This is a genomic window from Nocardiopsis oceanisediminis (assembly GCF_048595525.1).
Lineage (GTDB): Bacteria > Actinomycetota > Actinomycetes > Streptosporangiales > Streptosporangiaceae > Nocardiopsis_A > Nocardiopsis_A oceanisediminis.
In genome coordinates, this window is record NZ_JAFMZJ010000001.1 from 4,906,119 (window position 1) to 4,931,673 (window position 25,555).

Sequence of the window (25,555 nt, forward strand, 5' to 3'; positions counted from 1 at the left end):
GGAAGGGGGTTCCGCCGCGTCCGGAAGCGGCCCCGGAAAAGCGGCAGGGCCGCCGCCGTCTCCTGGACGGCGGCGGCCCTCGCCTCCTGCCATGCCGCGCGGGGTGGCCGCGCGGCGCGGAAGAGCGGCCTCCCGGGCGCCGGGGCGCCCGGGGGCTGGACTACTCGCTGATCAGCTGGCGCAGCACGTACTGCAGGATGCCGCCGTTGCGGTAGTAGTCGGCCTCACCGGGGGTGTCGATCCGGACCACGGCGTCGAACTCGACGCCGGTGTCGGTGGACACCTTGACGGTGGCGGGGATGCGGCCCTCGTTGAGCTCGGTCACGCCGGTGATGGAGAAGGTCTCCTCACCGGTGAGGCCCAGCGAGTCGGCCGACCGCCCCTCGGGGAACTGCAGCGGCAGCACGCCCATGCCGATCAGGTTGGAGCGGTGGATGCGCTCGTAGGACTCGGTGATGACGGCGCGGACGCCGAGCAGCCGGGTGCCCTTGGCCGCCCAGTCGCGGGACGAGCCGGAGCCGTACTCCTTGCCGCCCAGGACGACCAGCGGGGTGCCCTGCGCGGCGTAGTTCTGCGCGGCGTCGTAGATGAACGACACCGGCGCGTCGGCCTGGGTGAAGTCGCGGGTGTAGCCGCCCTCGGTGCCCGGCGCGATCTGGTTGCGCAGCCGGATGTTGGCGAAGGTCCCGCGGATCATCACCTCGTGGTTGCCGCGGCGGGAGCCGTAGGAGTTGAAGTCCTTGCGCTCGACGCCGTGGGACTTCAGGTACTCGGCGGCCGGGGTGCCCGGCTTGATGGCGCCCGCCGGGGAGATGTGGTCGGTGGTGACCGAGTCGCCCAGCTTGGCCAGCACGCGCGCACCGGAGATGTCGGTGACCGCCTCCGGGGCGGGGGCCATGCCCTCGAAGTACGGGGGCTTGCGCACGTAGGTGGAGCCGGCCTCCCACTCGAAGGTGTTGCCGGTCGGGGTGGGCAGGGAGCGCCACCGCTCGTCGCCGGCGAACACGTCGGAGTAGGCGCGCTCGTACATGTCCGAGGCGATCGCGGAGTCGATGACCTCCTGGATCTCCTCCGGCGTCGGCCAGATGTCGGACAGGTGCACCGGCTCGCCCTGCTGGTCGGTGCCGAGCGGCTCGGTGGTGATGTCGACGTCCATCGAGCCGGCCAGCGCGTACGCGACGACCAGCGGCGGGGACGCCAGGTAGTTCATCTTGACGTCCGGGTTGATCCGGCCCTCGAAGTTGCGGTTGCCGGAGAGCACCGCGGTGACCGCGAGGTCGTTGTCCTGGACGGCCTTGGAGATCTCCTCCGGCAGCGGGCCGGAGTTGCCGATGCAGGTGGTGCAGCCGTACCCGACCAGGTTGAAGCCGAGCTTGTCCAGGTAGGGGGTGAGGCCGGAGCGCTCGTAGTAGTCGGTGACCACCTTGGAGCCCGGGGCCAGCGAGGTCTTCACCCACGGCTTGCGGGAGAGGCCCTTCTCCACCGCCTTCTTGGCCAGCAGCGCGGCGCCGATCATGACCGAGGGGTTGGAGGTGTTGGTGCACGAGGTGATCGCGGCGATGGTGACGGCGCCGTGGTCGATCTCGGTCTCGGTGCCGTCGGCCAGGGTCACCTTGACCGACTTGTGCGGGCGGCCGTTGGCGGTCTGCGCCGGGGCGTCGGAGGCCGGGAAGGACTCGTCGCCGGCCTCGTCGACCTCGTCGTCGATGTAGTTCTGCACGTCGCGGCGCCAGGTGTGCTTGGCGGCGCTGAGCGCGATCCGGTCCTGCGGGCGCTTGGGGCCGGCGATGGACGGCACCACGTCGGCCAGGTCCAGCTCCAGGTACTCGGAGTAGACCGGCTCGTGCGCGGGGTCGTGCCAGAGGCCCTGCTCCTTGGCGTAGGCCTCGACCAGGTCGGTCTGCTCGGCGGAGCGGCCGGTCAGCTTCATGTACCGGATGGTCTCGTCGTCGATCGGGAAGATCGCGGCGGTGGAGCCGAACTCCGGGCTCATGTTGCCGATGGTGGCGCGGTTGGCCAGCGGCACCGAGGCGACGCCCTCGCCGTAGAACTCGACGAACTTGCCGACCACGCCGTGCTCGCGGAGCATCTCGGTGATGGTCAGCACCAGGTCGGTGGCGGTGGTGCCGGGGTTGAGCCGGCCGGTGAGCTTGAAGCCGACGACGCGCGGGATGAGCATCGAGATCGGCTGGCCGAGCATCGCGGCCTCGGCCTCGATGCCGCCGACGCCCCACCCCAGGATGCCCAGGCCGTTCTGCATCGTGGTGTGGGAGTCGGTGCCGACGCAGGTGTCGGGGTAGGCCTGGCCGTTGCGGTCCATCGTGACCCGGGCCAGGTGCTCGATGTTGGCCTGGTGCACGATGCCGGTGCCGGGCGGGACGACCTTGAACTCGTCGAAGGCGGTCTGGCCCCAGCGCAGGAACTTGTACCGCTCGTTGTTGCGCTCGTACTCGATCTCGACGTTGCGCTCGAAGGCGTCCGGCCGGCCGAAGAGGTCGACCACCACGGAGTGGTCGATCACCAGCTCGGCCGGGGCCAGCGGGTTGATCTTGTCCGGGTCGCCGCCCAGGTCCTTGACGGCCTCGCGCATGGTCGCCAGGTCGACGACGCAGGGCACCCCGGTGAAGTCCTGCATGATCACCCGGGCCGGGGTGAACTGGATCTCCTGGTTCGGCTGGGCCGAGGGGTCCCAGTTCCCGAGCGCGCGGATGTGCTCGGCGGTGACGTTCGCCCCGTCCTCGGTGCGCAGCAGGTTCTCCAGCAGCACCTTCAGGCTGTAGGGAAGCCGCTTGGAGCCCTCGACGGTGTCCAACCGGAAGATCTCGTACGACGCGTCGCCAACGCGGAGCGTGTCACGGCTGCCGAAGCTGTTCGTGGACACGATTTCTGCCTCCTGATCTCGCCACTTGCTCCCGGTATCCTCCCGCACCGGGAGGACCGGGAGATCACTGAGGCCGCCTGAATCGCCCCGAGCCGCGGGCCTGCTCGCCCCGAGCCCCTTTTTCGGAACGGACCCCGCCGACCGGGCGGCGCCGCGCGCGGAGGCGGGCCGCCGGGATCGCGCCGGCGGGGCGGTGAACCCCGCGAGCCCAGTGATCGGGTCTGCTTTTTATCTTGACGTCAAGGTATCGAAGAGATATCTCGATATCAAGTTACCCCGGCGTGAGAGCGGCCTCCCACCCGCCCCCGCCGGAGGGCCGGCTCATCCGAGCTGGGACGCCACCTTCGACGCCACCAGCTCCAGGTGGTCCAGGTCGGACAGGTCCAGCACCTGGAGGTAGATCCGCTCGGCGCCGGCCTCGGCGTACCGGCCGATCTTCTCCACGATCTCATCCGGGGTGCCCGCGAGGCCGTTGGCCCTCAGCTCCTCGACCTCGCGGCCGATCGCCCCGGCCCGCCGCGCCACCTCGGCGTCGTTCCGGCCGCAGCACAGCACCTGGGCGGCGGAGTAGACCATCGGCTCGCTCCGCCCCGAGGCGGCCACCGCGTCCCGGGTCCGGCCGAACGCCGCCGCGGTGTCCTCGACCGAGCAGAACGGCACGTTGTACTCGTCGGCGTGCGCGGCCGCCAGGCGCGGGGTCCGCTTGAGCCCGGTGCCGCCGATGAGCACCGGCGGACGGGGCGCCTGCATCGGCTTGGGCAGCGCGGGCCCCTCGGCGAGCCGGTAGTGCCGGCCCTCGTAGCGGAACGTCTCGCCCACCGGGGTGCTCCACAGCCCGGTGATGACGTCCAGCTGCTCCTCGTAGCGGTCGAACCGCTCCCGGGCCGCGGCGGGGAAGGGGATGCCGTAGGCGGCGTGCTCGGCCTCGTACCAGCCGGCGCCGAAGCCGAACTCCACCCGGCCGCCGCTCATCCGGTCGACCTGGGCCACGCTGATCGCCAGCGGCCCGGGGTGGCGGAAGGTGGCCGCCGTCATCAGGGTGCCCAGCCGGATCCGGGAGGTCTCCCGGGCCAGGCCGGCCAGGGTGATCCAGGCGTCGGTCGGGCCGGGCAGGCCGTCCGCGTCGCCCATCTTCAGGTAGTGGTCGGAGCGGAAGAAGGCGTCGAACGAGAGGTCCTCGGCTGCCTTGGCGACCGCCAGCAGGGTGTCGTAGTCGGCCCCCTGCTGCGGCTCGGTGAAAATCCTCAAGCGCATGCGCCCCATTGTTCCCCCGTTTCCCCCGCCCGGCGAACCTGCGCCGCGCGGGTCCCCGGCCGGTCGCGGCCGGCGGGCGGGGAGGCCCGGACAGCGGAACGGCGTCCCCGGCCGGCGGGAGCGCCGGCCGGGGACGCCGGAAACCCGAAGGGCGCGGCCCGCCCGCGGGACCGGGGGCGGCGGGCCCCGGGGACGATCCTCGGATCTAGGCCTTGACCAGCAGCGCCAGGCACTCCACGTGGTGGGTCATCGGGAAGGCGTCGAAGGCGCGCAGGCCCTCCAGGCGGAAGCCGGCCTCGGCGAAGGCCGCGATGTCCCGGGCCAGGGTGGCCGGGTCGCAGGAGACGTAGGCGATGCGGCGCAGGCGCATGGCGGTGAGGGCGGAGACCACCTCGGGGCCGGCGCCGGCCCGCGGCGGGTCCAGGACCGCGATGTCGGCGCGCAGGTCGGACCACTCGCGCAGCCGGGCGGCGACGTCCCCGCCCTCGATCCGCACCTGGGGCAGGTCGCGCAGGTTGTGCGCGGCGTCCCGGACGGCTTCGTGCTGGCCCTCGACGCCCATGACGCGCCCGTCCTCGCCGACCGCCTCGGCCAGCGCCCCGGCGAACAGCCCGGCGCCGCAGTACAGGTCCAGGGCGGTCTGGCCGGGCTCGGGGGCGAGCGCCTCCAGCACCGCGCCGGTCAGCGTCTCCGCCGCCGCCGGGTGCACCTGCCAGAAGCCGCCCGCGGCCACCCGGTACTCGCGCCCGGACACGTACTCGCGGATCCCCTTGCGGCCGCGGACCGCCTGGGTGCGGCCGCCCTTGAGGCGGCGGAGCACCGCCGCCGAGGCCTCCGGCCGGGGCAGCGCCGGCAGCCGCTTGCCGCTCGGCGCGGCGATCACCGCGCGGTCGCCGCCGCTGCCCGAGGCGACCGCCTCCACCTCGGAGACGCCCGGCCAGGGCAGCCGGGTCACGCCGAGCCGCTCCACCTCGGGGTGGGCGATCACACAGGTGTCGACGTGCTCCAGCTCGTGCGAGCGGTGCCGGCGCAGCCCCGCCCTGCCCTCGGCGTCCACCCCGTACCGGACCCGGGTCCGCCAGCCCAGGCCGTCGGGGGTCCCGGGCAGCTCCTCCACCGCGACCTCGCGGTCGATGCCGGCGATCCGGCGCAGCTGCTCGGCGACGACCTCGCCCTTCATCCGGCGCTGCGCCTCCAGGGAGGCGTGCTGCCAGTCGCAGCCGCCGCAGCGGCCCGGCCCGGCGAACCGGCAGGGCGCCTCGACCCGGTCCGGCGAGGCCTCCAGGACCTCCACCGCGTCGGCCCGCAGGAACCGCTTGGTGCGCTCGGTGACCTGCGCGATCACCCGCTCGCCCGGGAGCGTGTGCCGGACGAACACCACCAGGTCCCCGTCGCGGCCGACGCACCAGCCGCCGTGGGCCACCCCCTCGACGCGCAGTTCGATGCGGGCACCGATCTCGGGCATGGTTCGGGCAACGGACATGGCGGTCTACCTCCGGAAGGCGGGAATCGTTCGGGCATCGCTATGGGTGACCCGGCACAAGCCACCGCCCATCTGCGGCAACTCTAGCCGACCCGGCCCACCTCCCGGCCCTGCCGAACCGCCTTCCCGACCGCCGAGCGCGGGCGGCGGGCGCGGGTGTACCGTCGGCTGGGGAGCGCCGCCGGCCCGCCCGGGCAGCAGCCCTTCCCCGGTACGGCCCCTCCCCCGTAGTAGGCGAGGTCAGGAGCGAGACACGAGCATGCACATCGTGATTCTGGGCTGCGGACGGGTGGGCTCCACCCTCGCGCACGCCCTGGAGGACGCGGGGCACACCGTCGCGGTGATCGACCGCGACCCGGACGCCTTCCGGCGGCTGCGCCCCTCCACCGCCTCGGCCGCGGTGCGGGGCCTCGGGCACGACCGGGAGGTGCTGGTCAAGGCGGGCATCGAGTCGGCGTCCGCGTTCGCCGCGGTGAGCAGCGGCGACAACTCCAACATCATCGCGGCCCGGGTGGCCCTGGAGACGTTCGGCGTGAAGCACGTCGTGGCGCGCATCTACGACCCCCGGCGGGCCCAGGTCTACCAGCGGCTGGGCATCCCGACCGTGGGCACCGTGCACTGGACCGCCGAGACCGTCCTGCGCCGCCTGGTGCCCGGTTCCGACGGGATCGGCCTGGGACCGCTGTGGCGCGACCCGTCGGGCAGCCTCACCATGACCGAGGCCCCGCTCCCCGCGGCCTGGCGGGACCGGCGCATCGAGCAGCTGGAGGCGGCGCTGCCGCTGCGCGTCGCCTACCTGGTGCGCGGCGGCGAGATCCTGCTCCCCCGGGGCGACGAGGCGCTGCTCGCCGGCGACGTGCTGCACATCCTGGCCCGCGTCGGCGACCTGGATTCGGTGCAGGCCCGGCTGAACGCGCCGGACGACGGCGAAGAGCGGGAGGACTGAGATGCGGATCGCGATCGCGGGGGCCGGCGCCGTGGGGCGCTCCATCGCCGGCGAGCTGTGCGGCAGCGGCCACGAGGTGCTGCTGATCGACCGGAGCGCGCGCTCCATCGACGTGGACGCGCTGCCCGACGCCGAGTGGCTGCTGGCCGACGCCTGCGAGCTGGCCTCGCTGGACAGCGCCCGGCTGGAGGACTTCGACGTCGCCATCGCCGCCAGCGGCGACGACAAGGTCAACCTGGTCTTCTCGCTGCTGGCCAAGCGCGAGTTCGGGGTGGGCCGGGTGATCGCCCGGATCAACGACCCGCGCGACGAGTGGCTGTTCACCGAGGCGTGGGGGGTGGACGAGGCGGTCTCCCCGCCGCGGCTGATCGCCGGGCTGGTCGACGGGGGGCCGGCCGCCCGCGCCGCCGCTCCGGACGGCGCCGCGCTCCCGCCGGGCTCCGCCGCCGAGACCGACCTGCTGGAGTTCACCCTGACCGAGGGCTCCCCGCACTCCGGGGCCGCCGTCGCCGAGCTGACCCCGGCGCTGCCCGCCGGTGTGGTGCTGGTCGCCGTGGTGCGCGGCGGCCGGGCCGCCCCTCCCGACCCGGCGACCGCGCTGCGCGCCGGCGACGACCTGGTCTTCCTCGGCGGCGTGGACTCCGCCGAGGAGCTGGGCTCGCTGCTCGACCCGCAGGCCCCCGCAGGCTGACAGGGCCTCCGCCCGCTCCGGCCACCGGGCGGGACCGGCCCCCGCGGCCGGCCCGCCCGCGTGCCGAGGCGCGGGAGCCGGCCGGGAGATGAGGAGTGCCGGGGCCCCGCCGGGCACCGGGGCGGCCCCGCCCCTGCGCCGGCGGCTCGGGCCGGGTACGGGGCCGGGCGGTCGGCGCCGTACAGGCCGGGGCCGCGGCTCCCGCCGCGGGGTCGAAGCCGGTCAGGGCCGGGCGGCCGGGCCCCGGCCGCCGGCAGAGGTCCGGCGCGGAGCCCTCACCCCGCCGGCGGGGTGCCCCGGTCGGAGCCCGGGTCCTCGCCCTCGCCGGAGGGGCCCGACAGGCCGCCGCCCTCGGACATCGGCGTCTTGCCGCGGGCCAGGATCCAGACCATGGCGGCCAGCGCGGCGACCTGGAGCGGCCAGCCCATCGCGATCTTGGCGATGCCGAGGAAGGCGAAGGTGGAGGCGATGTCGTACTTCTCCGCGGCCCACAGCGGCAGCTGCACCGCGACCCGGACCACGCAGGGCAGCACCAGCAGCCAGGTCAGCCGGGAGCTGAGCCGGACCACCGCCGGGTCGGACCGCCAGCCCGTCGGGTCGCCGGTGACCGCGCCGATGAGCAGGCCGATCGCCGGCCAGCGGACCAGGATGCTCAGGGTGAGCACCGCGGCGTAGACCGCGTTGTAGATGATGCCGGGCAGCGCGAAGTCCTCGGCGTCCCCGCTGCGCAGCGCGAACACCGCGGCGATGGCGATGCCGAACAGGCTGTTGAAGACGAACTGCACCGAGGAGCGCTGCGCCAGGCGGACCGCCGCCAGCACCAGCGCGGCGCCGATGCCCACCCCCAGGGCCAGCTGGAGGTTCTGCGTGACCAGGTAGGAGACGGTGAAGCCGATCGTGGGCACCGCCGCCTCGACCATGCCGCGCTTGCCGCCGAGCGCCTTGGCGAGCTGAGCGCGGACCACGGCCTCCACCGTGTGCTCGGAGACCTCCCCGCGCTCGGCCGGGCCTCCGCCGTCCGCCTCCGCGCCGGTCTCCTCCGCCGCCCGCTGCCGCTCGGTCATACCGTTCCCGCCCGTCCTGGCCGTGCTCTTCGCGGACACCACCCTAGGGCAACGCCCCGCCGCCCGCTCCGGGTTCCAGGTTAGGCGCCGGGGATGCACTGGCACCCGTCCGGCGCTCCGCCTACCCTGGCCGCAGACCCGGCCGGAGGCCGTCCGGCGCCCGGCCGCCCCGACCCCGCTTGGAGGCCGCCATGCGCCGACGCCCGCCGCTCCACCCCGACCACCTGGCGTTCGCCCTGGCCCTGGACGCCGGCCTGCGCGGCGGCGAGTCGCACGTCTGGTCGCCCTACTCGGTGGGCGAGGCGCTCGGCCTGGTCGCCGGAGGGGCGCGCGGCGCCACCCGGGCCGAACTGGAGGGACTGCTCGGCCGCGACCTCGGCGCCCACCTGCGCGCCCTGGAGGAGGCGGTGGCCCCGGACGGCGCGGGCGGGCCGGAGCTGGAGACCGCCACGTCCCTGTGGGCCCGCGAGGACCTGCGGGTCGACCCCGGCTTCGAGCGCGCGGTCGCCGCGCGCCGCTCGGCGTCGGTGCGCACCGCCGACTTCGCCGGCGACCCGGAGGGGGTGCGCAAGGCCGCCAACGCCGAGGTGGCCGAGGCGACCCACGGCCTCATCACCGACCTGCTCCGCTCCGGCGACATCACCACCGCCACCCAGGCGCTGCTGCTCAACGCCCTGTGGGTGCGGCTGCTGTGGACCGACCCGTTCGACCCGGCGCAGACCGCCCCGCACCCGTTCCGCTCCCCCGGCGGCCCGGTGGAGGCGGCGATGATGCACCGCCAGGGCCGGATGCCCTACGCGGAGGCCGGCGGGTGGGCCATGGCGACCCTGGGCAGCGAGCACGACCTCGCCCTGGACGTGCTGCTGCCGCCGGAGGAGGAGGGCGGCGCCCCGCTGCCCGCGCTCACCGCCGACGCGCTGTCCGGCCTGTACTCCGCGCGCTCCCCCGAGGAGGTGCGCCTCTCGCTGCCCAGGTTCGAGATCTCCTCCCGGGCGATGCTCTCCGGGGTGCTCGCCGCCACCGGGGTGCGCACGGTCTTCACCTCCGACGCCGACCTGAGCGGGATCGCCGACCGCCGCCTGCTCGTCGACGAGGTGGTGCACCAGGCGCTGCTCCGGGTGGACGAGCGCGGCGCCGAGGGGGCGGCGGCCACCGCCGTGGTCATGCGCACCATGTCGCTGGTGCCGCCGAAGCCGCCCAGGGTGTTCACCGCCGACCGGCCGTTCGCCTTCGTGCTGCGCCGCCGCTCCGCCGCGCTGTTCCTCGGCGCGATCACCGCCCCCGAGGACCCGGGCCCGGCCGAATAGCGGGGCTCCGCCGCGCTCGCCCCGGCACGGTGCGGCTGCCGGGGTGAGGGCCGGGTCCGACTTCGCAGCCTTCGCGGCGGCCGTCCGCGCCGGCGATCCGGACGCGTGCGCCGCCGCGTTCCGCGGCGCCCTCCGCGAGACCGCGGACCCGCCGGAGGACGGGGAGGTCGCGGTGCGGGGCGCGTGGACCCTGCACGGTGCGGAGGGGGCCTGGATCACCGGCTCGCGGCGCCCGGCGTCCCTCCCCGGACCGGACGGCGAGCGCGCCGTCGCCCTCGCCCCCCTCAGCGTGCACGCGCAGTGGTGCGCCGGACGCGCCTTCCCCATGGTCCGGGCCGATCCGGGGGTGCTCGCGGAGCCGCCCGCCGGCGAGTCCCGCTCCCGGCCGGACCGGGCGGCCCCGGCCCGCCCCGTCTGAACGCCGGGCGGCCCCGGCGGCCGCTCCGCCCGGGTGGAGCTCGGGGCGGGGCGGCCGCCGGGGCCGCTGGAGGAGAGAGGGCCCGGCGGGCGGGTCAGGAGGCGGGCGGGGCGGGGCGGCTCTGCTCCCCGGTGTCGGGCGCCGGGGCCCCGGCGCCCTCGCCGGCCTCCGGGGCCTGCGGCTCCTGGGCGGCCTTGCGCTGCGCGGCCTGCTGGGCGCGCTGGGCCTGGATCTGCTCCTGGACCTCCTTGGGCACCACGATCTTGAGCATCTCCCGCGGCGGGACCGGGTCGTCCCCGCGGACCACCACGATCTTCTGGAAGACGTCCTCCACCTGGGCCATCACCTCGGGCTTGACCGCGCCCTCGCCGCGGATGACGCCGCGCAGCACCCACCGCGGGCCGTCCACCCCGATGAAGCGCATCCGCTGGCCGAGCTGGCGGCCGTCCTCGGTGGTGCGGCCCTCGACCGGGACCAGGGCGCGCAGCTCGGGGCCGAAGGTCCCGTCGAAGTCCTCGGCCTTGCCGCCCTGCCCGGTGATCTGCTCGCGCAGCTCCTCGCGGAGCTCGTCCCAGAGCCCGCTGGTCTTGGGCGCGGCGAACGCCTGCACCTGCACCGCGGAGGTGTCGTTGATCAGGGTGACGCCGACGATCTGCTCGTTGCGCATCATGTCGAACCGGATCTGGGTCCGCTCACCCACCGGCACGCGCAGGCACCCCAGGTCGACCCTGGGGTACTCGGGGACGTCCTCGGAGGCGTCCCAGGGGCCCAGGGCGCGGTGCCGGTCGGCCTCCTTGGCCGGCTCCTCCGCCCGGGCGCGTGCGAGCGGGGTCTCCTCCGCGGCCTCGGCGGCGCTCTTCTTCCCGCTCTTCTTGCCTCGGCGTCCGAACACGCCTCACACCTCTCCCGCTTGCCGGCCCCCGCCGTGGATCGCCGGGGGCGCCTCCGTCATCTGTCGCCGAAACCGCCGGTGGAGCCGAACCCTCCGCCGCCGCGCACCGAATCCGGCAGCTCCGCGGCCTCCACGAAGCGCACCCGCTCCACCCGCTGCACGACCAGCTGCGCGATCCGGTCGCCCCGGGCGAGCTTGACCGGGGTGTCCGGGTCGGTGTTGAGCAGGGTCACCCGGATCTCGCCGCGGTAGCCCGCGTCGATCGTCCCGGGGGCGTTGACCAGGGTCACCCCGCACCGCGCGGCCAGACCGGACCGGGGGTGGACGAAGCCCGCGTACCCGTCGGGCAGGGCGATGGCCAGCCCGGTGCGGACCGTGGCGCGGCGGCCGGGGGCGAGCTCGACGTCCTCGGCGCTGACCAGGTCGGCGCCGGCGTCTCCGGGGTGGGCGTAGCCGGGCGGCGGCAGGTCGGGGTCGAGGCGGCGGATGAGCACGTCGACCGGGGCGCCGTCGCCGGCGGGGGCGCCACCGGCGGTGCCGGATGCTTCACTTCTCACATCCGCCGAGCCTACTGCAGGGCGCCGGTGCGGCCGACCCCGCGGCGGCGCCCTCCCACCGGGGAAGGGCGCCGCCGCACCGGGTCCGCTACTCGGCGGCCTCGGGCAGGGTCACCTCGACGGCCAGCTCGGTCTCGTCGCCGGGGTGGAACTCCAGCGAGGCGGCCCGGCCGGCGGCGGCGATGTCGCCCTCGGCGACCCCGGCCGCGCCGGCGTTCTTGCCGCGGACCACCACGGCGGCCACCTCGGCCCGCATGGAGAGCTTGGCCTCGGACTTGGCCTTGCGGACGGCGCGCAGCACCTCCGAGGCGGCGGCGAGCACGCCCGGGTCGCCGCCCTGCGCGGCGGCGCGCACCTCGGCCGCCTCCGGCCAGCGGGCGGCGTGCACCGAGCCCTCGCGCCACCAGGACCAGACCTCTTCGGCGACGAACGGCAGGAACGGCGCGAACAGCCGCTGCAGCACCGACAGGGCGATCAGCAGCGAGGTGCGGGCCGAGGCCCCGTCGGCGGAGTCGGCGTCGTAGGCGCGGGCCTTGACCAGCTCCAGGTAGTCGTCGCAGAACTCCCAGAAGAACCGCTCGGTCCGCTCCAGGGCCCGGGTGTGGTCGTAGGCCTCGAAGGCGGCGGTGGCGTCCTCGACGGTGTCGGCCAGCGCGGCCAGCATCGCCCGGTCCAGCGGGCGGGTGACCGCGGCCGGGTCCTCCGAGGCGTTCTCGCCGGCCACCGACAGCGCGAACTTGCTGGCGTTGAGGATCTTGATGGACAGCCGGCGGCCGACCTTCATCTGCCCCTCGTCCAGCGCGGTGTCGGTGCCCAGCCGGCCGCTGGCCGCCCAGTACCGGATCGCGTCGGAGCTGTACCGCTCCAGCAGGTCCAGCGGGGTGACGACGTTCCCCTTGGACTTGGACATCTTCTTGCGGTCCGGGTCGAGGATCCACCCGGAGATGGCGGTGGAGCGCCAGGGCAGCGTGCCGTTCTCCAGCTCGGCCCGGACCACCGTGGAGAACAGCCAGGTGCGGATGATGTCCTGGCCCTGGGGGCGCAGGTCCATCGGGAAGACCCGGGAGAACAGGTCCTCGTCGCGCTCCCAGCCGCCGGCGATCTGCGGGGAGAGCGAGGAGGTCGCCCAGGTGTCCATCACGTCGGGGTCGCCGATGAAGCCGTCCGGCTCGCCGCGCCGCTCCTCGGTGTACCCGGCGGGCGCCTGGGAGCTGGGGTCGATCGGCAGCGCCGACTCCTCCGGCAGGATCGGCTCGTCGTAGCGCGGGTTGCCGGCCTCGTCGAGCGGATACCAGACCGGGAAGGGGACGCCGAAGAAGCGCTGGCGGCTGATCAGCCAGTCGCTGTTGAGGCCCTCCACCCAGTGCTCGTAGCGGGTGCGCATGTGCCCCGGGTGCCACTCCAGCTCGCGGCCGCGGGCCAGCAGGCGCTCCCGGATCTCCGCGTCCCGGCCGCCGTTGCGGATGTACCACTGCCGGGTGGTGACGACCTCGAGCGGCTTGTCGCCCTTCTCGTAGAACTTCACCGGGCGGGTGGTGGGCACCGGGTCGCCGACCATGTCGCCGGAGGCGCGCAGCAGCTCCACCATGCGCTCGCGGGCGGTGTGCACGGTGGCCCCGGCCAGCTTCGCGTAGGCCTCGCGGGCGGCCCCGGAGTCCACGCCGGGCGGCGGGTCGGCGATGATCCGGCCGTCCCAGCCGACGATCGGCCGGGTGGGCAGCTGCAGCTCGCGCCACCAGGTGACGTCGGTGATGTCGCCGAAGGTGCAGATCATCGCGATGCCGGTGCCCTTGTCCGGCTCGGCCAGCCGGTGCGCCTTGACCGGGACCTCGACGCCGAAGACCGGGGAGCGCACGGTGCTGCCGAACAGGTCGGCGTAGCGCTCGTCGTCGGGGTGGGCGACCAGGGCGACGCAGGCCGCGATCAGCTCGGGGCGGGTGGTCTCGATGTGCACCGGGTCGCCGCCGTCGCGGTGGAAGGCGATCTTGTGGTAGGCGCCGGTGCGCTCCCGGTCCTCCAGCTCGGCCTGGGCCACCGCGGTGCGGAAGGTGACGTCCCACAGGGTGGGCGCCTCTGCCATGTAGGCCTCGCCGCGCTTCAGGTTGCGCAGGAAGGCGCGCTGCGCCGCGGCGCGGGAGCCGTCGTCGATGGTGGCGTAGGTGTGGCTCCAGTCGACGCTGAGCCCCAGCCGGCGCCACACGCCCTCGAAGACCTTCTCGTCCTCGGCGGTGAGCCGCTCGCACAGCTCGATGAAGTTCCGCCGGGAGACGGGGACCTGGCGCTTGGGGTCGGGCTTGGCGGGCGGGGAGAAGTCCGGGTCGTAGGGGATCGACGGGTCGCAGCGGACGCCGTAGTAGTTCTGCACCCGGCGCTCGGTGGGCAGGCCGTTGTCGTCCCAGCCCATCGGGTAGAACACGGTCTTGCCGCGCATCCGCTGGTAGCGGGCGACCAGGTCGGTGTGGGTGTAGGAGAAGGCGTGGCCGATGTGCAGCGACCCCGAGACCGTCGGCGGGGGGGTGTCGATGGAGTAGATCTCGTCGCGGGTCTTGGTGCGGTCGAAACGGTAGACGCCGGACTCGTCCCATACGTCGACCCATTTCGCCTCGATGCCGTCGAGCGAAGGCTTGTCGGGAACGCGGAAGGAACGATCGCGGTTGGTCATAGGGGCAATGGTATTGGCACCCGGCGCCTGCTCGCTCCCGCTTTCCAGGGGTGCGCCGCGCGGGCCCGGCGCAGCGCCCGGGGCGGCCGCGGCGGCCCCTCCCGGGGCGTCCGTGGCAGGATGGGCCCACGGCGGCCTCCGCCGTGGGAACCCCAACATCCGGCCCCTCCGCCCCGACCGGGCGCGGAGGGGGACGAGAACGGAAGCGACCGGTATCCGATGTCCAAGAAAGACGGCGACCTGACCGCCACGATCGTCGGGGGCGTCGCCGCGCTGGCGGCGGGCTACGTCGCCCGCAAGGCGCTCACCTTCGCCTGGACCCAGACCACGGGCAAGGAGCCGCCGACCGACCCCGAGTCCCTCGAGGTCGGGCTGGGCGAGGCGCTCGGCTGGGCGGTGCTGACCGGCGTCGGCATGGAGGTGGCCCGGGTGCTGGCGGTGCGCGCCGCGCACCGGCGGCTGCTGCCGGCCCACCCCGGCAACGCGCCCATCCTCGAAGACGCTCCCCTCATCGAGGAGGGCTGAGCGGAGGGGGCCGGGCCCGGCCGGCGGCGCGGACGCGTCAGGCGCCGCGGCCCAGCCTCCGGCGGCCCTTCTCCTTCTCCTCCGCGGCCCGCACCGCGGGGGGCGCCAGGTCGCCGCGGATCGCGCGGCCCAGCGCCAGGGTGGCGGTGCGGTTCAGCGCCCCGCCGGCCACCGCGCCGGTGAGGTAGGGGCCCAGGGTGGTCAGGTGCCGCCCCAGCAGCAGCATCAGGCGCTTGCGCAGCGCCGCCTTGGCCGCGGCGCCCAGTACCACGGTGAGCGACTGGCCCGCCTGGAGCGGGTCGATGCCCCGCCGGTGCGCCCAGGCGGTCACGTACCCGGTGGTCCGGCGGAGCCCGCCGCCCGGGATGGGGGTCCCGTAGACCTCGTGCAGCTCGGCGATGAGCTTGACCTCGATCGCGGCCACCACCAGCGTCTCGGCGACCAGCTGGGCGGGCGCGGTGAGCAGCAGCGGGGGCGCGGTGAACTGGACCGCGGCCAGCGCCCCGCCGGCGGCGCCGACCGTGGTGGTGGCGTGCGCGGCGTTGCGGACCAGGGCCTCGGCGAGCTCCTCGCCCTCCAGCCCCTTGTGGTGCCGGACCAGCGTCTCGCGGTCGCGGACCGGGATGCGCGGGGCGATCTCCTCGGCGAAGGTGTCGGCCAGCCAGCGCCCGCCGGCGGCGCTCTTCACCCCGGCCGCCCTGGCGCTGCCGGCCAGGGCCTTGGCCAGCCGGGCGACCAGTCCGGCGCGGCGCTTGGGGTCGTCCCCCTCCTCGGAGACGATCCGGCCGACGAGGTCGCCGAGGTCCTCCCGCCCGGCCGGGACGAGGTCGGTCCCGGGGCCGTCCTGCTCGGACTCCGGGGGTGCTCCGGTGGACATGGGCCTCCTCGTGGTCGCGTCGGGCTCTGCGCCGCGGCTCTGCGCCCCGGCCTCCCAGCCGGGGAACGCCGGGCCCGCGGCGGGAATTCCGCTCAGGCCGGGTCCGGCCGCTCCAGGCGCGGTACCCCGGAAAAGGAAGATGCGCCCCCCGAAGGGAGCGCATCCGGGATCAGTGGTGCGCCGACCGGCGAAGCGCTGAGGAGGAGGCCCGCCCGTTTCAGGCGCACTCCTTGCAGACGAGCTGGCCCCTGCGCTCCTCCGCCAGCTGGCTGCGGTGGTGCACCAGGAAGCAGCGCGAGCAGGTGAACTCGTCGGCCTGGCGCGGAAGCACCCGGACGGCCAGCTCCTCGCCCGACAGGTCGGCTCCGGGGAGCTCCATCCCCTCGGCGACCTCGTCGGGGTCCACGTCGATGGTGCCGGTGCCCTTGTCGACGCGCCGCGCCTGCAGCTCCTGCAGGCTGTCCTCGTTCATGTCCTCGTCGGTCTTGCGCGGGCTGTCGTAGTCGGTCGCCATCTGCTTGCTCCATCCCCCTCGTTCTGTGCCTCGTCGCGCGGGTGTAACGCGCGAGAGTCGGATCTTGTGCCCGGTCGGCCGGAAAACCTTGGCGGCGTAAGAGGACTGTGACCCCTCCCGAGTGTCCTCACACCGGGTGGCGACCCAGGTTGGCCGGACCCGGCCGCGCTCCGCGCGCCCGTGAGCGGCCCGCTCCCCGCTCCACTCTTGCTACCCAACATCGGAAGGGTCTCGACCCATTCCTCCCCGCGGGTTCCCCCGCGTGCGCACACGGGCCGCGGATCGGTGCGATGTTCGAGGTGAGAGTGGAAACGCTCGCGCAATGGGGTGTTCCCTCCGCGTTCACGCCCGGGAGAGCATACCCACCCCGCAGACCCGCCGGGACCAGGGGTGGCCGTGTCGTCGGACACGTATAGATATCACGGAAGCAGTGCCGGTGCAGCCCGGCCCGGCGAGCCTGTGCGCGCCCGCCCGCCCCGGGCCTTCGCGCGGGCGCCCCGGCGTCCCCGGGGGGGGAGGGGCCGCGCGGCGTCGGCGCCGCCCTCCCCGCCCCCGGGCGGGGGCTCGGCGCGGGGCGCGGGGCGCGGCCGGAGGATGTGCGGGCGCCCCTAGTCGCGGGGGGCGGGGAAGGCGACGGTGACCACCATGCCGCCCCCGGCCCGGGGCCAGGCGCTGACCGTTCCGCCGTGCGCGCGCACCACCGAGCGGACGATGGACAGCCCCAGCCCGGCGCTCTTGCCGGAGGCCACCCGGTTGCCGGTGGCCCGGCGGAACGGCTCGAACAGCCCCTCGATCTCGTAGCCCGGGACCACCGGGCCGGCGTTCTCCACCTGCACCGCGGGGGCTCCCTCGTACATGCCGGTGCGCACGGTGATCTCGCCGCCCTCGGCGTTGTACCGCAGGGCGTTCTCCACCAGGTTCCCCACCAGCCGCTCCAGCAGCACCGGGTCGCCGGTGACCGCCGCGGGGCGCAGGTCGGTGCGGGCGGTCAGCCCGGAGGAGTCGATCTCGGCGGTGTGCTGGCTGAGCACCGTCTCGGCGACCTCGCCCATGTCGACGGCGGTGCGCACCTCCAGCTCGCGGTCGCTCTTGGCGAGGAAGAGCAGCCCGTCGATCAGCCGCTCGTGCCGGGAGTTGGTCTCCAGCAGGGTGCGGCCGACGCTCTTCAGGTCGGCGGAGGCCTCGGGGTCGCTCAGCGCGACCTCCAGCAGGGTCCGGTTGATCGCCAGCGGGGTGCGCAGCTCGTGCGAGGCGTTGGCGACGAACCGGCGCTGCCCGTCGAAGGCCCGGTCCAGCCGCTCCAGCATCGCGTCGAAGGTGTCGGCGAGCTCGCGTATCTCGTCGTCGGGGCCGCCCAGCGCGATCCGCTCGTGCAGCGAGCGCTCGGAGAGCCGGCGCGCGGTGCGGGTGATCTTCTGCAGTGGGGAGAGCGCCCGGCCGGCCACCGCGTAGCCGAGGCCGACCGCGAGCAGGCCCACCAGCGCCAGGGCCAGCACCGAGAACCGGGTGAGCTGGGCGAGCAGCTCCTCGATGAACAGGCTCTTGATGAACTCGACCTCGGAGGGGTCCATCTCCTGGCCGTTGCTGCTGCGGAAGGGCAGGTTGTCCAGGACGCCCGCGACGATGACGTAGTTCAGCAGCACCAGCAGCGAGCCGGCCGCGAAGAACAGCATCCCGTAGATGAGGGTGAGGCGGGCGCGCAGGCTCATGTTGTCGGTGAAGCGGTGCAGGCCGTCGGCGACCGAGCCGCCCAGCTTGCTCCCGGACGCCGGGGCGGGGGCCTGCTGCGGGGCGCTGAGCCTGCGCCAGGTCCCGGTCTCCCCGGGCGGGGTGGGCGGCACCTCGCCCGGGCCGGCCGGGGCGACCGGCTCGGCCCCGGGCCGGTCGGCGCCCTTGCCCGCCGAGGCGCTCACAGCCGGTACCCCGCCCCGGGGACGGTCTGGACGACCGGCGGGTCGCCGAGCTTCTTGCGCAGCGTCATCACGGTGACCCGGACGACGTTGGTGAACGGGTCGGCGTTCTCGTCCCAGGCCTTCTCCAGCAGCCCCTCGGCGCTGACCACGGTGCCGTTGGCGCGCATCAGGACCTCCAGGACCGCGAACTCCTTGGGGGTGAGCGGGACCTCCCGGCCGTCCCGCTCGACGACGTGGTTGGCCGGGTCCAGGGTGATCCCGCTGCGGCTGAGCACCGGCGGCAGCGGCGGTACCGCGCGCCGGGACAGCGCCCGGACCCGGGCGACCAGCTCGGCGAAGGCGAACGGCTTGGCCATGTAGTCGTCGGCGCCGAGGGTGAGGCCCTCGACCCGGTCCTCCAGGCCGCCGGAGGCGGTGAGCATCAGGATCCGCCCGGCGTAGGAGCGGCCGACCAGGGCCCGGGCGACCTCGTCGCCGTGGACTCCGGGCAGGTCCCGGTCGAGGACGACCACGTCGTAGTCGTTGACGTCGGTCCGCTCGAGGGCGCTGTCGCCGTCGTAGACCACGTCGACCGCCATGGACTCGCGGCGCAGACCGACCGCGATCGTGTCAGCGAGGACCTGCTCGTCCTCCACCACCAGTACGCGCACTTCGCCCTTCGTTCCCAGCGGTCAGGTGAGAAAAAAGCCGCTGCCGGCGCATCCCCCAACACACCGGCAGCGGCGTCTTCGACCCCGGACGCACTGCCCTTTCTCGCACGGCCCGAATAAGGACGGAGTAAGCGCCCCGCCCGAGGCGGGGCCGTCCGGGCCGGGCCCGGGCTCCGTCCGCTCCGGCAAACGTAGGCCGGAGCGGGCCCTGCGGCAACCTGGCAGGCCGCCGGGGAGACTGAGATCCGGTGCCCGGCCCCATCCCCCAACAGGGCCGGGCCACCGGTATTCCCCCTTGTGCGGGAGCCCCCGCCGGCGCATCCCCCAACCGCCGGCGGGGACCGTTCACCCCGCACATCTCGAATCTGACACATCCAGGATAAGAAACCGGTAAGCACTGGCGCATTCTGGTGGATGTGGTGTAGCCCACCGGGGAGCCGGTCCGCTCCGTCTTCGGTCATACCCGCTACGACCAGCAACGATACCGGGAGCATCGAAAAAACGGGCCCCGACCGCCGGAAGCGCCGCGGCACTGGGATCATGGCCGGGGAGAGAGCGGACCGCACCGGCCGGCCGCCGGCACCCTCCATCACGGATCGATCACGTCCATCCGGGCGCGTTTCGGGCCTCAGGAGGGGTGGGTATGGCTTGGACCCGTGGGCGCCCGCGATCCCCGAACGACGCGGGACGCCCGTCCCAGCGCCGAGCGACCGGGTCCGACCTGCCCGGAAGCGATCCACAGCGTCACAGCGTCGTGACAGCAGGCAACCGACCAGGCCCGCGCGTGCGCGCGCGGGGGATATTCCGAGTGAGGTGAGAATGGGCGAGTTCCTCGCGGAGATCAATGTCCGTATCACGGAAACCTACACGTCGCTCCAGGCGGCCCGGGCCGCAGGAGACGATTTCCTGGCCGACATGCACGCCTCCGAACTCGAGGACCTCAAGCGCATCGCCGCCCGCAACGGGGTGGACGCCGGCTGCGTTTGACCTTCACCGGGGCGGCCGGCCCGGAGCGCGGTGCTCCGGGCCGGCCGCCTTCGCGTTCCCGGCCCGCGCCGCTCAGCCGCCGGCGGGCCCGTCGGTGTCCGCGTCCAGCGGCTCCAGCAGGTCGTGCAGCTCCTCGAAGAGGCCCGGCCCGGCGGCGATGGTGAGGTCGGGGTTGGCCGGCGCCCCGCGCAGGCCGCCCACCAGCACCCCCGCCTCCTGGGCCACCAGCGCCCCGGCCGCCCAGTCCCACTGGTTGAGCCCGCGCTCGTAGTAGCAGTCGGCCCGGCCCTGCGCCAGCGAGCACAGGTCCACCGCGGCCGACCCGTTGCGGCGGATGTCCCGCACCCGGGGCAGCACGGTGCGCAGCACCTCCGCCTGCCAGGCCCGGCGCCGCGGGTCGTAGCCGAACCCCGTCGCGACCAGCGCGAACTCCAGGGAGGGCGGCTTCGGTGCCTGCAGCGGCCGCCCGTCCAGGAACGAGCCGCCGCCCAGCACGGCCGTATAGACCTGGCCGCGGCGCGGCACCGCGACCGCGCCGGCCACCACCCGCCCCTCGACCTCAGCGGCGATGCTGACCGCCCACTCCTCGCGCCCGTAGAGGTAGTTCACGGTGCCGTCGATCGGGTCGACGACCCACCGCACCCGGCCGGCCCCGCCGGCGCCCGCGTCCTCGCCGCCCTCCTCACCGAGGACCGCGTCGCCCGGGCGGGCGGTGAGCAGCCGCTCCCGGATGAGCTCCTCGGAGCTCTGGTCCATGGCGGTGACCACATCGGTGGGGGTGCTCTTGGTGGCGAGCACCCCGATGCCCTCCTGCCCCTCGGCGGCCAGCTCGCCCGCCTCCCGGGCGATCCCCGCGGCCAGCTCGGCCAGGGCCCGCCGCTCCTCGACGCCCTCCGCGGCACCGCCGCCCGTCGTCGCCATCGTCTCCGTTCTCCCCCCTGGTCGGTCCCGTCCCACCCGTCACAGCAGTTCCGGGCGGCGCCACTCCTTGCCGAGCACGTGGTGGTCGAGGAAGGCCCAGATCGTCTCGTACCAGACCTTGATGTTGCCCGGCCGCAGCACCCAGTGGTTCTCGTCCGGGTAGTAGAGGAACTTGGCGTCCACCTCCCGGTGCACCAGGTCCCACCACAGGCTCAGCCCCTCGCCGATCGGCACCCGGTAGTCCTTGTCCCCGTGCACCACCAGCACCGGGGTGCGGATCCCGTCGGCGCCGCGGTGCGGGGAGGCCGCCCGGTAGCGCTCCGGGGAGGTGGACGGGTCGCCGAACTCCGCGGTCCAGGCGGGCGGCACGTCGGTGGCGCCGCTGAAGGCCTCCAGGTTCCACAGCGAGGCGTGCGTGACGACCGCCTTGAACCGGTCGGTGTGCCCGGCGATCCAGTTGGCCATGTAGCCGCCGAAGGAGCCGCCCATCGCGGCGGTGCGGGTGCCGTCGATGTCCTCGCGGGCGACGGCGGCGTCGGTGGCCGCCATGACGTCGGCGAAGACCCGCGGCCCCCAGGTGCCCCAGGCCCGGCGGAGCATGTCCTGGCCGTAGCCGGTGGACAGCGCCGGGTCGGGCAGCAGCACGGCATAGCCGCGGGCCGCCATCAGCCACGGGTTCCACCGCCAGGACCAGCCGTTGAAGCTCATGTAGGGGCCGCCGTGCACCCACAGCAGCAGCGGGGCCGGGGACGCGGCCGAGGCCTCGGCCGGCAGCACCAGCCAGGAGCGGATCGGGGTGCCGTCGTCGGCGGTGGCGTGCACCTCGGTGAGCCGTCCGGGCGGGTCGAGGGGCAGGTCGGGGGCGGGCAGCCGGACCGGTTCGGCGGCCTCGGCGGCGGGGTCGAGCCGCACCGGCGTGGGCGGCTCGTCCCAGGAGTCGCGCAGCGCGTACAGCGCGGTGCCGTCCGGCGCCGGCTGCAGCGTGCCGTAGGCGCCGTCGTCGCCGGTGAGCCGGGTGACCGCCGAGGTGGCCAGGTCGACGCGGAACACCGGGGCGCGGCCGGCGTCGTCGGCGGTGAAGTACAGCGCCGCGGAGTCGGCCGCCCAGGCGAACTCGCGCGGCCAGGCCTCCGAGCCGGGGAGCGGGTCGCGCTGCTCGCCGGTCTCCAGGTCGATCAGGCGCAGCGCGGCGCTGCGCGGCTCGCCGCCGGGCGCGCCGTCGTAGGAGCGGAGCACCGCGACGGTGCGGCCGTCCGGCGAGATCCGCGGGGAGGAGAAGTCGTACTCCGGGTCCTCGGCGAGAGTGCGCCGCTCGCCGGTGGCGGTGTCCAGCGCGACCAGGGCGGAGTGCCGGCGGCCGCGGGCGCCCATCACGCTCCACTCGGCGACGGCGGTGCGGCCGTCGGGGGTGACCGCGGGCGAGGAGAAGCGGAGCCCGGCGCCGGGCTCGGGGGTCAGGTCGCGGGCCTCGCCGAGCGGTGCGGCGGCGCCCTCGGGCGGGTCGGCGGCGAACAGCCGGGGCTCGGCCGGGCCCAGGTCGCGGTCCCAGTAGCGGATCGGGGCGGTCTCGTGCAGGATCGCCGTCACCCCGGCGTCCTCGCGGGCCTTGCGCGCCTCGGCGTCGGCCTCGGCCCCGGAGGTGCCGGGCATCGCCTCGGCGGTGAACAGCACCGTGCCAGCGTCCCGGGCGGCCGCCACCGAGGAGATCCCGCCCGGCCGGGAGGCGACCCGGCGGGCCTCGCCGCCGCCGGCCGGCAGCAGCCACAGCGCGGGCTTCTCCGCGGCGGCGTCGCCCGGCTCCGCGGTGGGGTCGGGGCGCTTGGAGACGAACAGCAGGGAGCCGTCGGGCAGGAACTCCGGGGCGGCCTCGCCCTCGGCGGAGCGGGTCAGCCGGCGCGGTTCGGCGCTCCCGGAGGGGTCGATCTCCCACAGCGAGGTCCCGTAGGACTTGCCGTCCGGCTTGAGCTCGCTGACCGGGGCGACCAGCCGGCCGCCGTCCGGGGAGAGCCGCAAGCCGCCCACCCGCCGCAGCGTGACGTAGTCGGAGAGCTCGAACCAGGAACGAACCATGTGTTTCCTCCCGTATCCCTGCGGACGGTCCGGTCCGACCCTATCCGGAATGCGGAACCGCGGAAGGGGCCGGGAGGCCCCTGTGCACAGCGCCCCGCAGCCGGCTCGCGGGAGGGGGATCGGGGGCGGGAGGCGGGCCTCCCGGACCGCGCCGGGGCGCGGCCCGGGGCGGGGCGCCCCGGGCCGGGCGGCCGCCGGAGAAGGCCCTGCGGGGCGGCGGGCCGGAGAGCGCGGCCCGAAGGGCCCCTGCAGGGGAGGGAGGGAAGGGGGTCAGCGCTGCGCGCAGCAGTCCGCCGAGCCCTCCGGGCAGCCCGGGAGGGTGCCCAGGCCGACCCGCTCGGCGCCCTGCGCGCGCTCGGCGACGAGCTCGCGCACCATCCGGACGAAGGCCGGGTGGGTGCCGGGGGAGAGGGCGCGCTCGAAGGCCAGGCCGAGCTTCTCCGCGGTCTCGCGCGCCTCGTTGTCCAGGTCGTACTTGACCTCCATGTGGTCGGAGACGAAGCCGTAGGGGACCACGACCACGGCCTCGGTGCCCTCTTCGGCGAGCTCCTCCAGCCGGTCGTTGATGTCCGGCTCCAGCCACGGCTGGCTGGGCGGCCCGCTGCGGCTCTGGTACACGAGGTCGTAGCGGTGCTCGCCGCCGACCCGCTCGGCGACCAGCCGGGCCGCCTCCTCCAGCTGGGCGACGTAGGCGCCGCCGGCGCCGTAGCCCTGCTCCGGGGCGCCGCTGGCGTCGGCCATCGCGATGGGCACCGAGTGCGCGGAGAAGAGCAGCCGGGCGCCGGCCCGCTTCTCCTCCGGGAGCCGCTCCAGCGCCTGGACGGTGTGGTCGACCAGCGGGCCGATGAAGCCGGGGTGGTCGAAGAAGGGGCGGATCAGCTCGATCTCGGGGGCGCCGGGGCCGACCTCGGCGCGCGCCCGCTCGATGTCGTCCAGGTAGGCGCGGTGGCTGGAGTAGTTGCTGTAGGCGGAGGTGGACAGGGCGACGGCGCGGCGCACCCCGTCCTCGGCCATCTTGCGCACCGTGTCGGTCAGCATCGGCGCCCAGAACCGGTTGCCCCAGTAGACGGGCAGGTCCACGTCGTGCTCGGTGAAGTCGGCGCGGATCGAGGCGAGCAGGTCGCGGCACTGCCCGTTGATCGGGCTGACCCCGCCGAACAGGAAGTAGTGCTCGCCGACCTCGGCGAGCCGCTCCCGCGGGATCCCCCGGCCGCGGGTGACGTTCTCCAGGAACGGGATCACGTCGTCCTCGGCCTCCGGACCGCCGAAGGAGATCAGAAGGAAAGCGTCATAGGGCCTCATGGAATCCATGTAACCAGCTGATCGGCGCGGTTCCCGACATCCCCCGGGTTAGCGTCGCCACCCTGCTCCCCGGCTCCGGGGGCACCCCGCCCCGGCCCGCGGTGAACTCTGGAGTAACCTCCCGGGGCATGACGAATGTGTTGTGGCGCACATGGGCCGACACGTACCGGGCCCGGCCCCGGACGACCGCGACCCCCAACGGAGCGGCCGAGGCCGCCGGCGCGGTCCGCGCCGCCGCGCGGCAGGGCCTGCCGGTGCGGATGGTCGGGTCGGGGCACTCCTTCACCGACACCGCCGTCACCGACGGCATGATGCTGCTGCCCACCTCGCTGACCCGGCTCCGCTCGGTCGACCTGGCCGCGGGAACCGCCGAGGTCGAGGCGGGGGCGCCGCTCTGCGACCTCAACGACGCGCTGCACCGCTCCGGCGCCGCGCTGGCCAACATGGGCGACATCGCGGTGCAGACGATGGCCGGGGCGATCCAGACCGGGACGCACGGCACCGGCCGCGACGCCGGCGGCCTCGCCTCCCAGGTGGTGGGGATGGAGCTGGTCACCGCCGAGGGGGAGGTCGTCACCTGCTCCGCGGAGAGCGACCCCGAGCTGTTCCACGCCGCCCGGGTCGGCCTCGGCGCGTTCGGCGTGGTCACCGCCTTCACCATGGCGGTCGGGCCGTCCTTCCTGCTGCACGCCCGCGAGGAGCCGATGCGCCTGGACGAGGTGCTGGAGCGCCTCCCGGAGCTGCGCGCCGACAACGAGCACTTCGAGTTCTTCTGGTTCCCGCACACCGGGCTGACCAACACCAAGCGGAACAACCGGGTGCAGGGCCCGGCCCGGCCGCTGACCCCGTTCAAGTCCTGGCTGGACGACGAGTTCCTGTCCAACTCCGTGTTCGACGGGGTGAACCGGCTGGCCCGCCGGGCCCCCGCGGCGATCCCGGCGATCAACCAGCTCAGCGCCCGGGCGCTCTCCGCGCGCGACTACACCGACGCCTCGCACCGGGTGTTCGCCTCGCCCCGGCGGGTGCGGTTCGTGGAGATGGAGTACGCCGTTCCGGCCGAGGAGCTGCCGGCGGTCCTGCGCGAGCTGCGCGCCGTCACCGACCGCGGCGACCACCGGATCAGCTTCCCGGTGGAGGTCCGCTTCGCCCCGGCGGACGACGTGTGGCTGTCCACCGCCTACGGGCGGCCGACCGCCTACGTGGCGGTGCACGTCTACAAGGGCGCCCCCTACGAGCGGTTCTTCGCCGACGCCGAGGCGGTGTTCACCTCGGTGGAGGGCCGCCCGCACTGGGGCAAGATGCACACCCGGGACCGGTCCTACCTGGAGCGGGTCTACCCGCGCTTCGCCGACGCGATGGCGGTCCGGGACCGGGTGGACCCGGAGCGCCGGTTCGCCAACGCCTACACCGGGCGCGTCTTCGGCCCCTGAGAGGCTTCCGGGCGTCCGGCCGGACACTCCGGGCGGCCGCTCGCACATCCGACGGTCTCTGAGGCCGCCGGGGGAAGAGGGGCGCCGGCGCCCCTCTTCCCCTCTCCTTCTCCGCGGTGGCGGCGGCGCTCCGGGGAGAACACGAGGAGGGCCCGGCCGCACGGCCGGGCCCTCCCCCGCTCCCTCTGCCCGCCGCGGGGTCCGGCGGGGG

The 25,555-nt window shown here is 74.9% G+C and carries 21 protein-coding genes; 7 read left to right on the top strand and 14 right to left on the bottom strand.

Annotation, left to right across the window (positions count from 1 at the left end; all coding sequences use genetic code 11):
* Window positions 1-160 precede the first annotated feature (160 nt).
* The 3 genes from acnA to J0910_RS21485 all read right to left on the bottom strand — a co-directional run bounded on the left by acnA (window position 161) and on the right by J0910_RS21485 (window position 5,618).
* The gene (gene acnA / locus J0910_RS21475) at window positions 161-2,881 is read right to left on the bottom strand and encodes an aconitate hydratase AcnA (protein WP_420160345.1); all 2,721 of its coding nucleotides are present in this window, start codon (window positions 2,879-2,881) and stop codon (window positions 161-163) included.
* A 321-nt stretch (window positions 2,882-3,202) separates the two neighbouring features.
* Window positions 3,203-4,135 carry an LLM class F420-dependent oxidoreductase gene (locus tag J0910_RS21480; RefSeq protein ID WP_420160346.1) on the bottom strand — a complete coding sequence of 311 codons (933 nt, stop codon included), beginning with the start codon at window positions 4,133-4,135 and terminating at the stop codon, window positions 3,203-3,205.
* A gap of 205 nt (window positions 4,136-4,340) precedes the next feature.
* On the bottom strand, window positions 4,341-5,618 hold the full coding sequence (locus tag J0910_RS21485; RefSeq protein WP_420160347.1) for a class I SAM-dependent RNA methyltransferase: 1,278 nt from the start codon (window positions 5,616-5,618) through the stop codon (window positions 4,341-4,343).
* A gap of 259 nt (window positions 5,619-5,877) precedes the next feature.
* On the opposite strand from J0910_RS21485, the gene J0910_RS21490 reads away from it, so the two are divergent.
* Window positions 5,878-6,564 carry a potassium channel family protein gene (locus tag J0910_RS21490; RefSeq protein WP_420160348.1) on the top strand — a complete coding sequence of 229 codons (687 nt, stop codon included), beginning with the start codon at window positions 5,878-5,880 and terminating at the stop codon, window positions 6,562-6,564.
* 1 nt (window position 6,565) lies between these two features.
* Window positions 6,566-7,255, top strand: coding sequence for a potassium channel family protein (locus J0910_RS21495; protein ID WP_420160349.1), 690 nt, complete (start codon window positions 6,566-6,568; stop codon window positions 7,253-7,255).
* 275 nt (window positions 7,256-7,530) lie between these two features.
* Here the strand turns inward: J0910_RS21495 and J0910_RS21500 are convergent, their stop codons facing one another.
* Entirely contained in the window at window positions 7,531-8,319 is a 789-nt protein-coding gene (locus tag J0910_RS21500) for a DUF3159 domain-containing protein (RefSeq protein WP_420160350.1), read from the bottom strand.
* 191 nt (window positions 8,320-8,510) lie between these two features.
* Between J0910_RS21500 and J0910_RS21505 the strand changes: the two genes are divergently transcribed.
* Together J0910_RS21505 and J0910_RS21510 are read left to right on the top strand one after the other, a co-directional pair.
* Complete coding sequence (locus J0910_RS21505) at window positions 8,511-9,626, top strand: serpin family protein (protein ID WP_420160351.1); 1,116 nt, start codon at window positions 8,511-8,513, stop codon at window positions 9,624-9,626.
* Window positions 9,627-9,669: 43 nt separating this feature from the next.
* Entirely contained in the window at window positions 9,670-10,044 is a 375-nt protein-coding gene (locus tag J0910_RS21510; RefSeq protein ID WP_420160352.1) for a hypothetical protein, read from the top strand.
* Window positions 10,045-10,138: 94 nt separating this feature from the next.
* On the opposite strand, the gene J0910_RS21515 is transcribed toward J0910_RS21510, so the two are convergent.
* From J0910_RS21515 to valS, 3 genes are all read right to left on the bottom strand, one after another.
* Complete coding sequence (locus J0910_RS21515; protein ID WP_420160353.1) at window positions 10,139-10,936, bottom strand: DUF3710 domain-containing protein; 798 nt, start codon at window positions 10,934-10,936, stop codon at window positions 10,139-10,141.
* A gap of 56 nt (window positions 10,937-10,992) precedes the next feature.
* Complete coding sequence (gene dut / locus J0910_RS21520; protein WP_420162045.1) at window positions 10,993-11,430, bottom strand: dUTP diphosphatase; 438 nt, start codon at window positions 11,428-11,430, stop codon at window positions 10,993-10,995.
* Between the two features lie 151 nt (window positions 11,431-11,581).
* A complete protein-coding gene (gene valS / locus J0910_RS21525; protein ID WP_420160354.1) occupies window positions 11,582-14,155 on the bottom strand; it encodes a valine--tRNA ligase in 2,574 nt (857 codons plus the stop codon).
* A 219-nt stretch (window positions 14,156-14,374) separates the two neighbouring features.
* Here valS and J0910_RS21530 point away from each other — a divergent pair, with 219 nt between their 5' ends.
* Window positions 14,375-14,680 carry a DUF4235 domain-containing protein gene (locus J0910_RS21530; RefSeq protein ID WP_420160355.1) on the top strand — a complete coding sequence of 102 codons (306 nt, stop codon included), beginning with the start codon at window positions 14,375-14,377 and terminating at the stop codon, window positions 14,678-14,680.
* Window positions 14,681-14,717: 37 nt separating this feature from the next.
* On the opposite strand, the gene J0910_RS21535 is transcribed toward J0910_RS21530, so the two are convergent.
* From J0910_RS21535 to J0910_RS21550, 4 genes are all read right to left on the bottom strand, one after another.
* Window positions 14,718-15,557, bottom strand: coding sequence for a hypothetical protein (locus tag J0910_RS21535; protein ID WP_420160356.1), 840 nt, complete (start codon window positions 15,555-15,557; stop codon window positions 14,718-14,720).
* 217 nt (window positions 15,558-15,774) lie between these two features.
* Window positions 15,775-16,071: a DUF4193 domain-containing protein gene (locus J0910_RS21540; RefSeq protein ID WP_184391424.1), complete on the bottom strand. Its 297-nt coding sequence runs from the start codon at window positions 16,069-16,071 to the stop codon at window positions 15,775-15,777.
* A gap of 608 nt (window positions 16,072-16,679) precedes the next feature.
* On the bottom strand, window positions 16,680-17,984 hold the full coding sequence (locus J0910_RS21545; protein ID WP_420160357.1) for a sensor histidine kinase: 1,305 nt from the start codon (window positions 17,982-17,984) through the stop codon (window positions 16,680-16,682).
* Entirely contained in the window at window positions 17,981-18,634 is a 654-nt protein-coding gene (locus J0910_RS21550; RefSeq protein WP_420160358.1) for a response regulator transcription factor, read from the bottom strand. Before J0910_RS21550 ends, J0910_RS21545 begins: the two co-directional genes overlap by 4 nt.
* An 819-nt stretch (window positions 18,635-19,453) precedes the next feature.
* Between J0910_RS21550 and J0910_RS21555 the strand changes: the two genes are divergently transcribed.
* On the top strand, window positions 19,454-19,621 hold the full coding sequence (locus tag J0910_RS21555; RefSeq protein ID WP_017593790.1) for a hypothetical protein: 168 nt from the start codon (window positions 19,454-19,456) through the stop codon (window positions 19,619-19,621).
* A 72-nt stretch (window positions 19,622-19,693) separates the two neighbouring features.
* Here the strand turns inward: J0910_RS21555 and J0910_RS21560 are convergent, their stop codons facing one another.
* From J0910_RS21560 to J0910_RS21570, 3 genes are all read right to left on the bottom strand, one after another.
* Window positions 19,694-20,542: an inositol monophosphatase family protein gene (locus J0910_RS21560; protein WP_420160359.1), complete on the bottom strand. Its 849-nt coding sequence runs from the start codon at window positions 20,540-20,542 to the stop codon at window positions 19,694-19,696.
* 39 nt (window positions 20,543-20,581) lie between these two features.
* Window positions 20,582-22,612: a S9 family peptidase gene (locus tag J0910_RS21565; protein ID WP_420160360.1), complete on the bottom strand. Its 2,031-nt coding sequence runs from the start codon at window positions 22,610-22,612 to the stop codon at window positions 20,582-20,584.
* Window positions 22,613-22,882: 270 nt separating this feature from the next.
* Window positions 22,883-23,914, bottom strand: a complete 1,032-nt coding sequence (locus tag J0910_RS21570) for a ferrochelatase (RefSeq protein WP_420160361.1) — start codon at window positions 23,912-23,914, stop codon at window positions 22,883-22,885.
* A 128-nt stretch (window positions 23,915-24,042) separates the two neighbouring features.
* On the opposite strand from J0910_RS21570, the gene J0910_RS21575 reads away from it, so the two are divergent.
* Window positions 24,043-25,344, top strand: coding sequence for a D-arabinono-1,4-lactone oxidase (locus J0910_RS21575; RefSeq protein WP_420160362.1), 1,302 nt, complete (start codon window positions 24,043-24,045; stop codon window positions 25,342-25,344).
* The last annotated feature ends 211 nt before the right edge of the window (window positions 25,345-25,555 follow it).

Excerpts from the sequence above, each read along its gene's own strand:
- J0910_RS21480 (WP_420160346.1), bottom strand. The coding sequence starts at position 4,135 with ATGCGCTTGAGGATTTTCACCGAGCCGCAGCAGGGGGCCGACTACGAC.
- J0910_RS21485 (WP_420160347.1), bottom strand. The coding sequence starts at position 5,618 with ATGTCCGTTGCCCGAACCATGCCCGAGATCGGTGCCCGCATCGAACTG.
- J0910_RS21490 (WP_420160348.1), top strand. The coding sequence starts at position 5,878 with ATGCACATCGTGATTCTGGGCTGCGGACGGGTGGGCTCCACCCTCGCG.
- J0910_RS21495 (WP_420160349.1), top strand. The coding sequence starts at position 6,566 with ATGCGGATCGCGATCGCGGGGGCCGGCGCCGTGGGGCGCTCCATCGCC.
- J0910_RS21500 (WP_420160350.1), bottom strand. The coding sequence starts at position 8,319 with ATGACCGAGCGGCAGCGGGCGGCGGAGGAGACCGGCGCGGAGGCGGAC.
- J0910_RS21505 (WP_420160351.1), top strand. The coding sequence starts at position 8,511 with ATGCGCCGACGCCCGCCGCTCCACCCCGACCACCTGGCGTTCGCCCTG.
- valS (WP_420160354.1), bottom strand. The coding sequence starts at position 14,155 with ATGACCAACCGCGATCGTTCCTTCCGCGTTCCCGACAAGCCTTCGCTC.
- J0910_RS21530 (WP_420160355.1), top strand. The coding sequence starts at position 14,375 with ATGTCCAAGAAAGACGGCGACCTGACCGCCACGATCGTCGGGGGCGTC.
- J0910_RS21535 (WP_420160356.1), bottom strand. The coding sequence starts at position 15,557 with ATGTCCACCGGAGCACCCCCGGAGTCCGAGCAGGACGGCCCCGGGACC.
- J0910_RS21540 (WP_184391424.1), bottom strand. The coding sequence starts at position 16,071 with ATGGCGACCGACTACGACAGCCCGCGCAAGACCGACGAGGACATGAAC.
- J0910_RS21555 (WP_017593790.1), top strand. The coding sequence starts at position 19,454 with ATGGGCGAGTTCCTCGCGGAGATCAATGTCCGTATCACGGAAACCTAC.
- J0910_RS21560 (WP_420160359.1), bottom strand. The coding sequence starts at position 20,542 with ATGGCGACGACGGGCGGCGGTGCCGCGGAGGGCGTCGAGGAGCGGCGG.
- J0910_RS21565 (WP_420160360.1), bottom strand. The coding sequence starts at position 22,612 with ATGGTTCGTTCCTGGTTCGAGCTCTCCGACTACGTCACGCTGCGGCGG.
- J0910_RS21570 (WP_420160361.1), bottom strand. The coding sequence starts at position 23,914 with ATGAGGCCCTATGACGCTTTCCTTCTGATCTCCTTCGGCGGTCCGGAG.
- J0910_RS21575 (WP_420160362.1), top strand. The coding sequence starts at position 24,043 with ATGACGAATGTGTTGTGGCGCACATGGGCCGACACGTACCGGGCCCGG.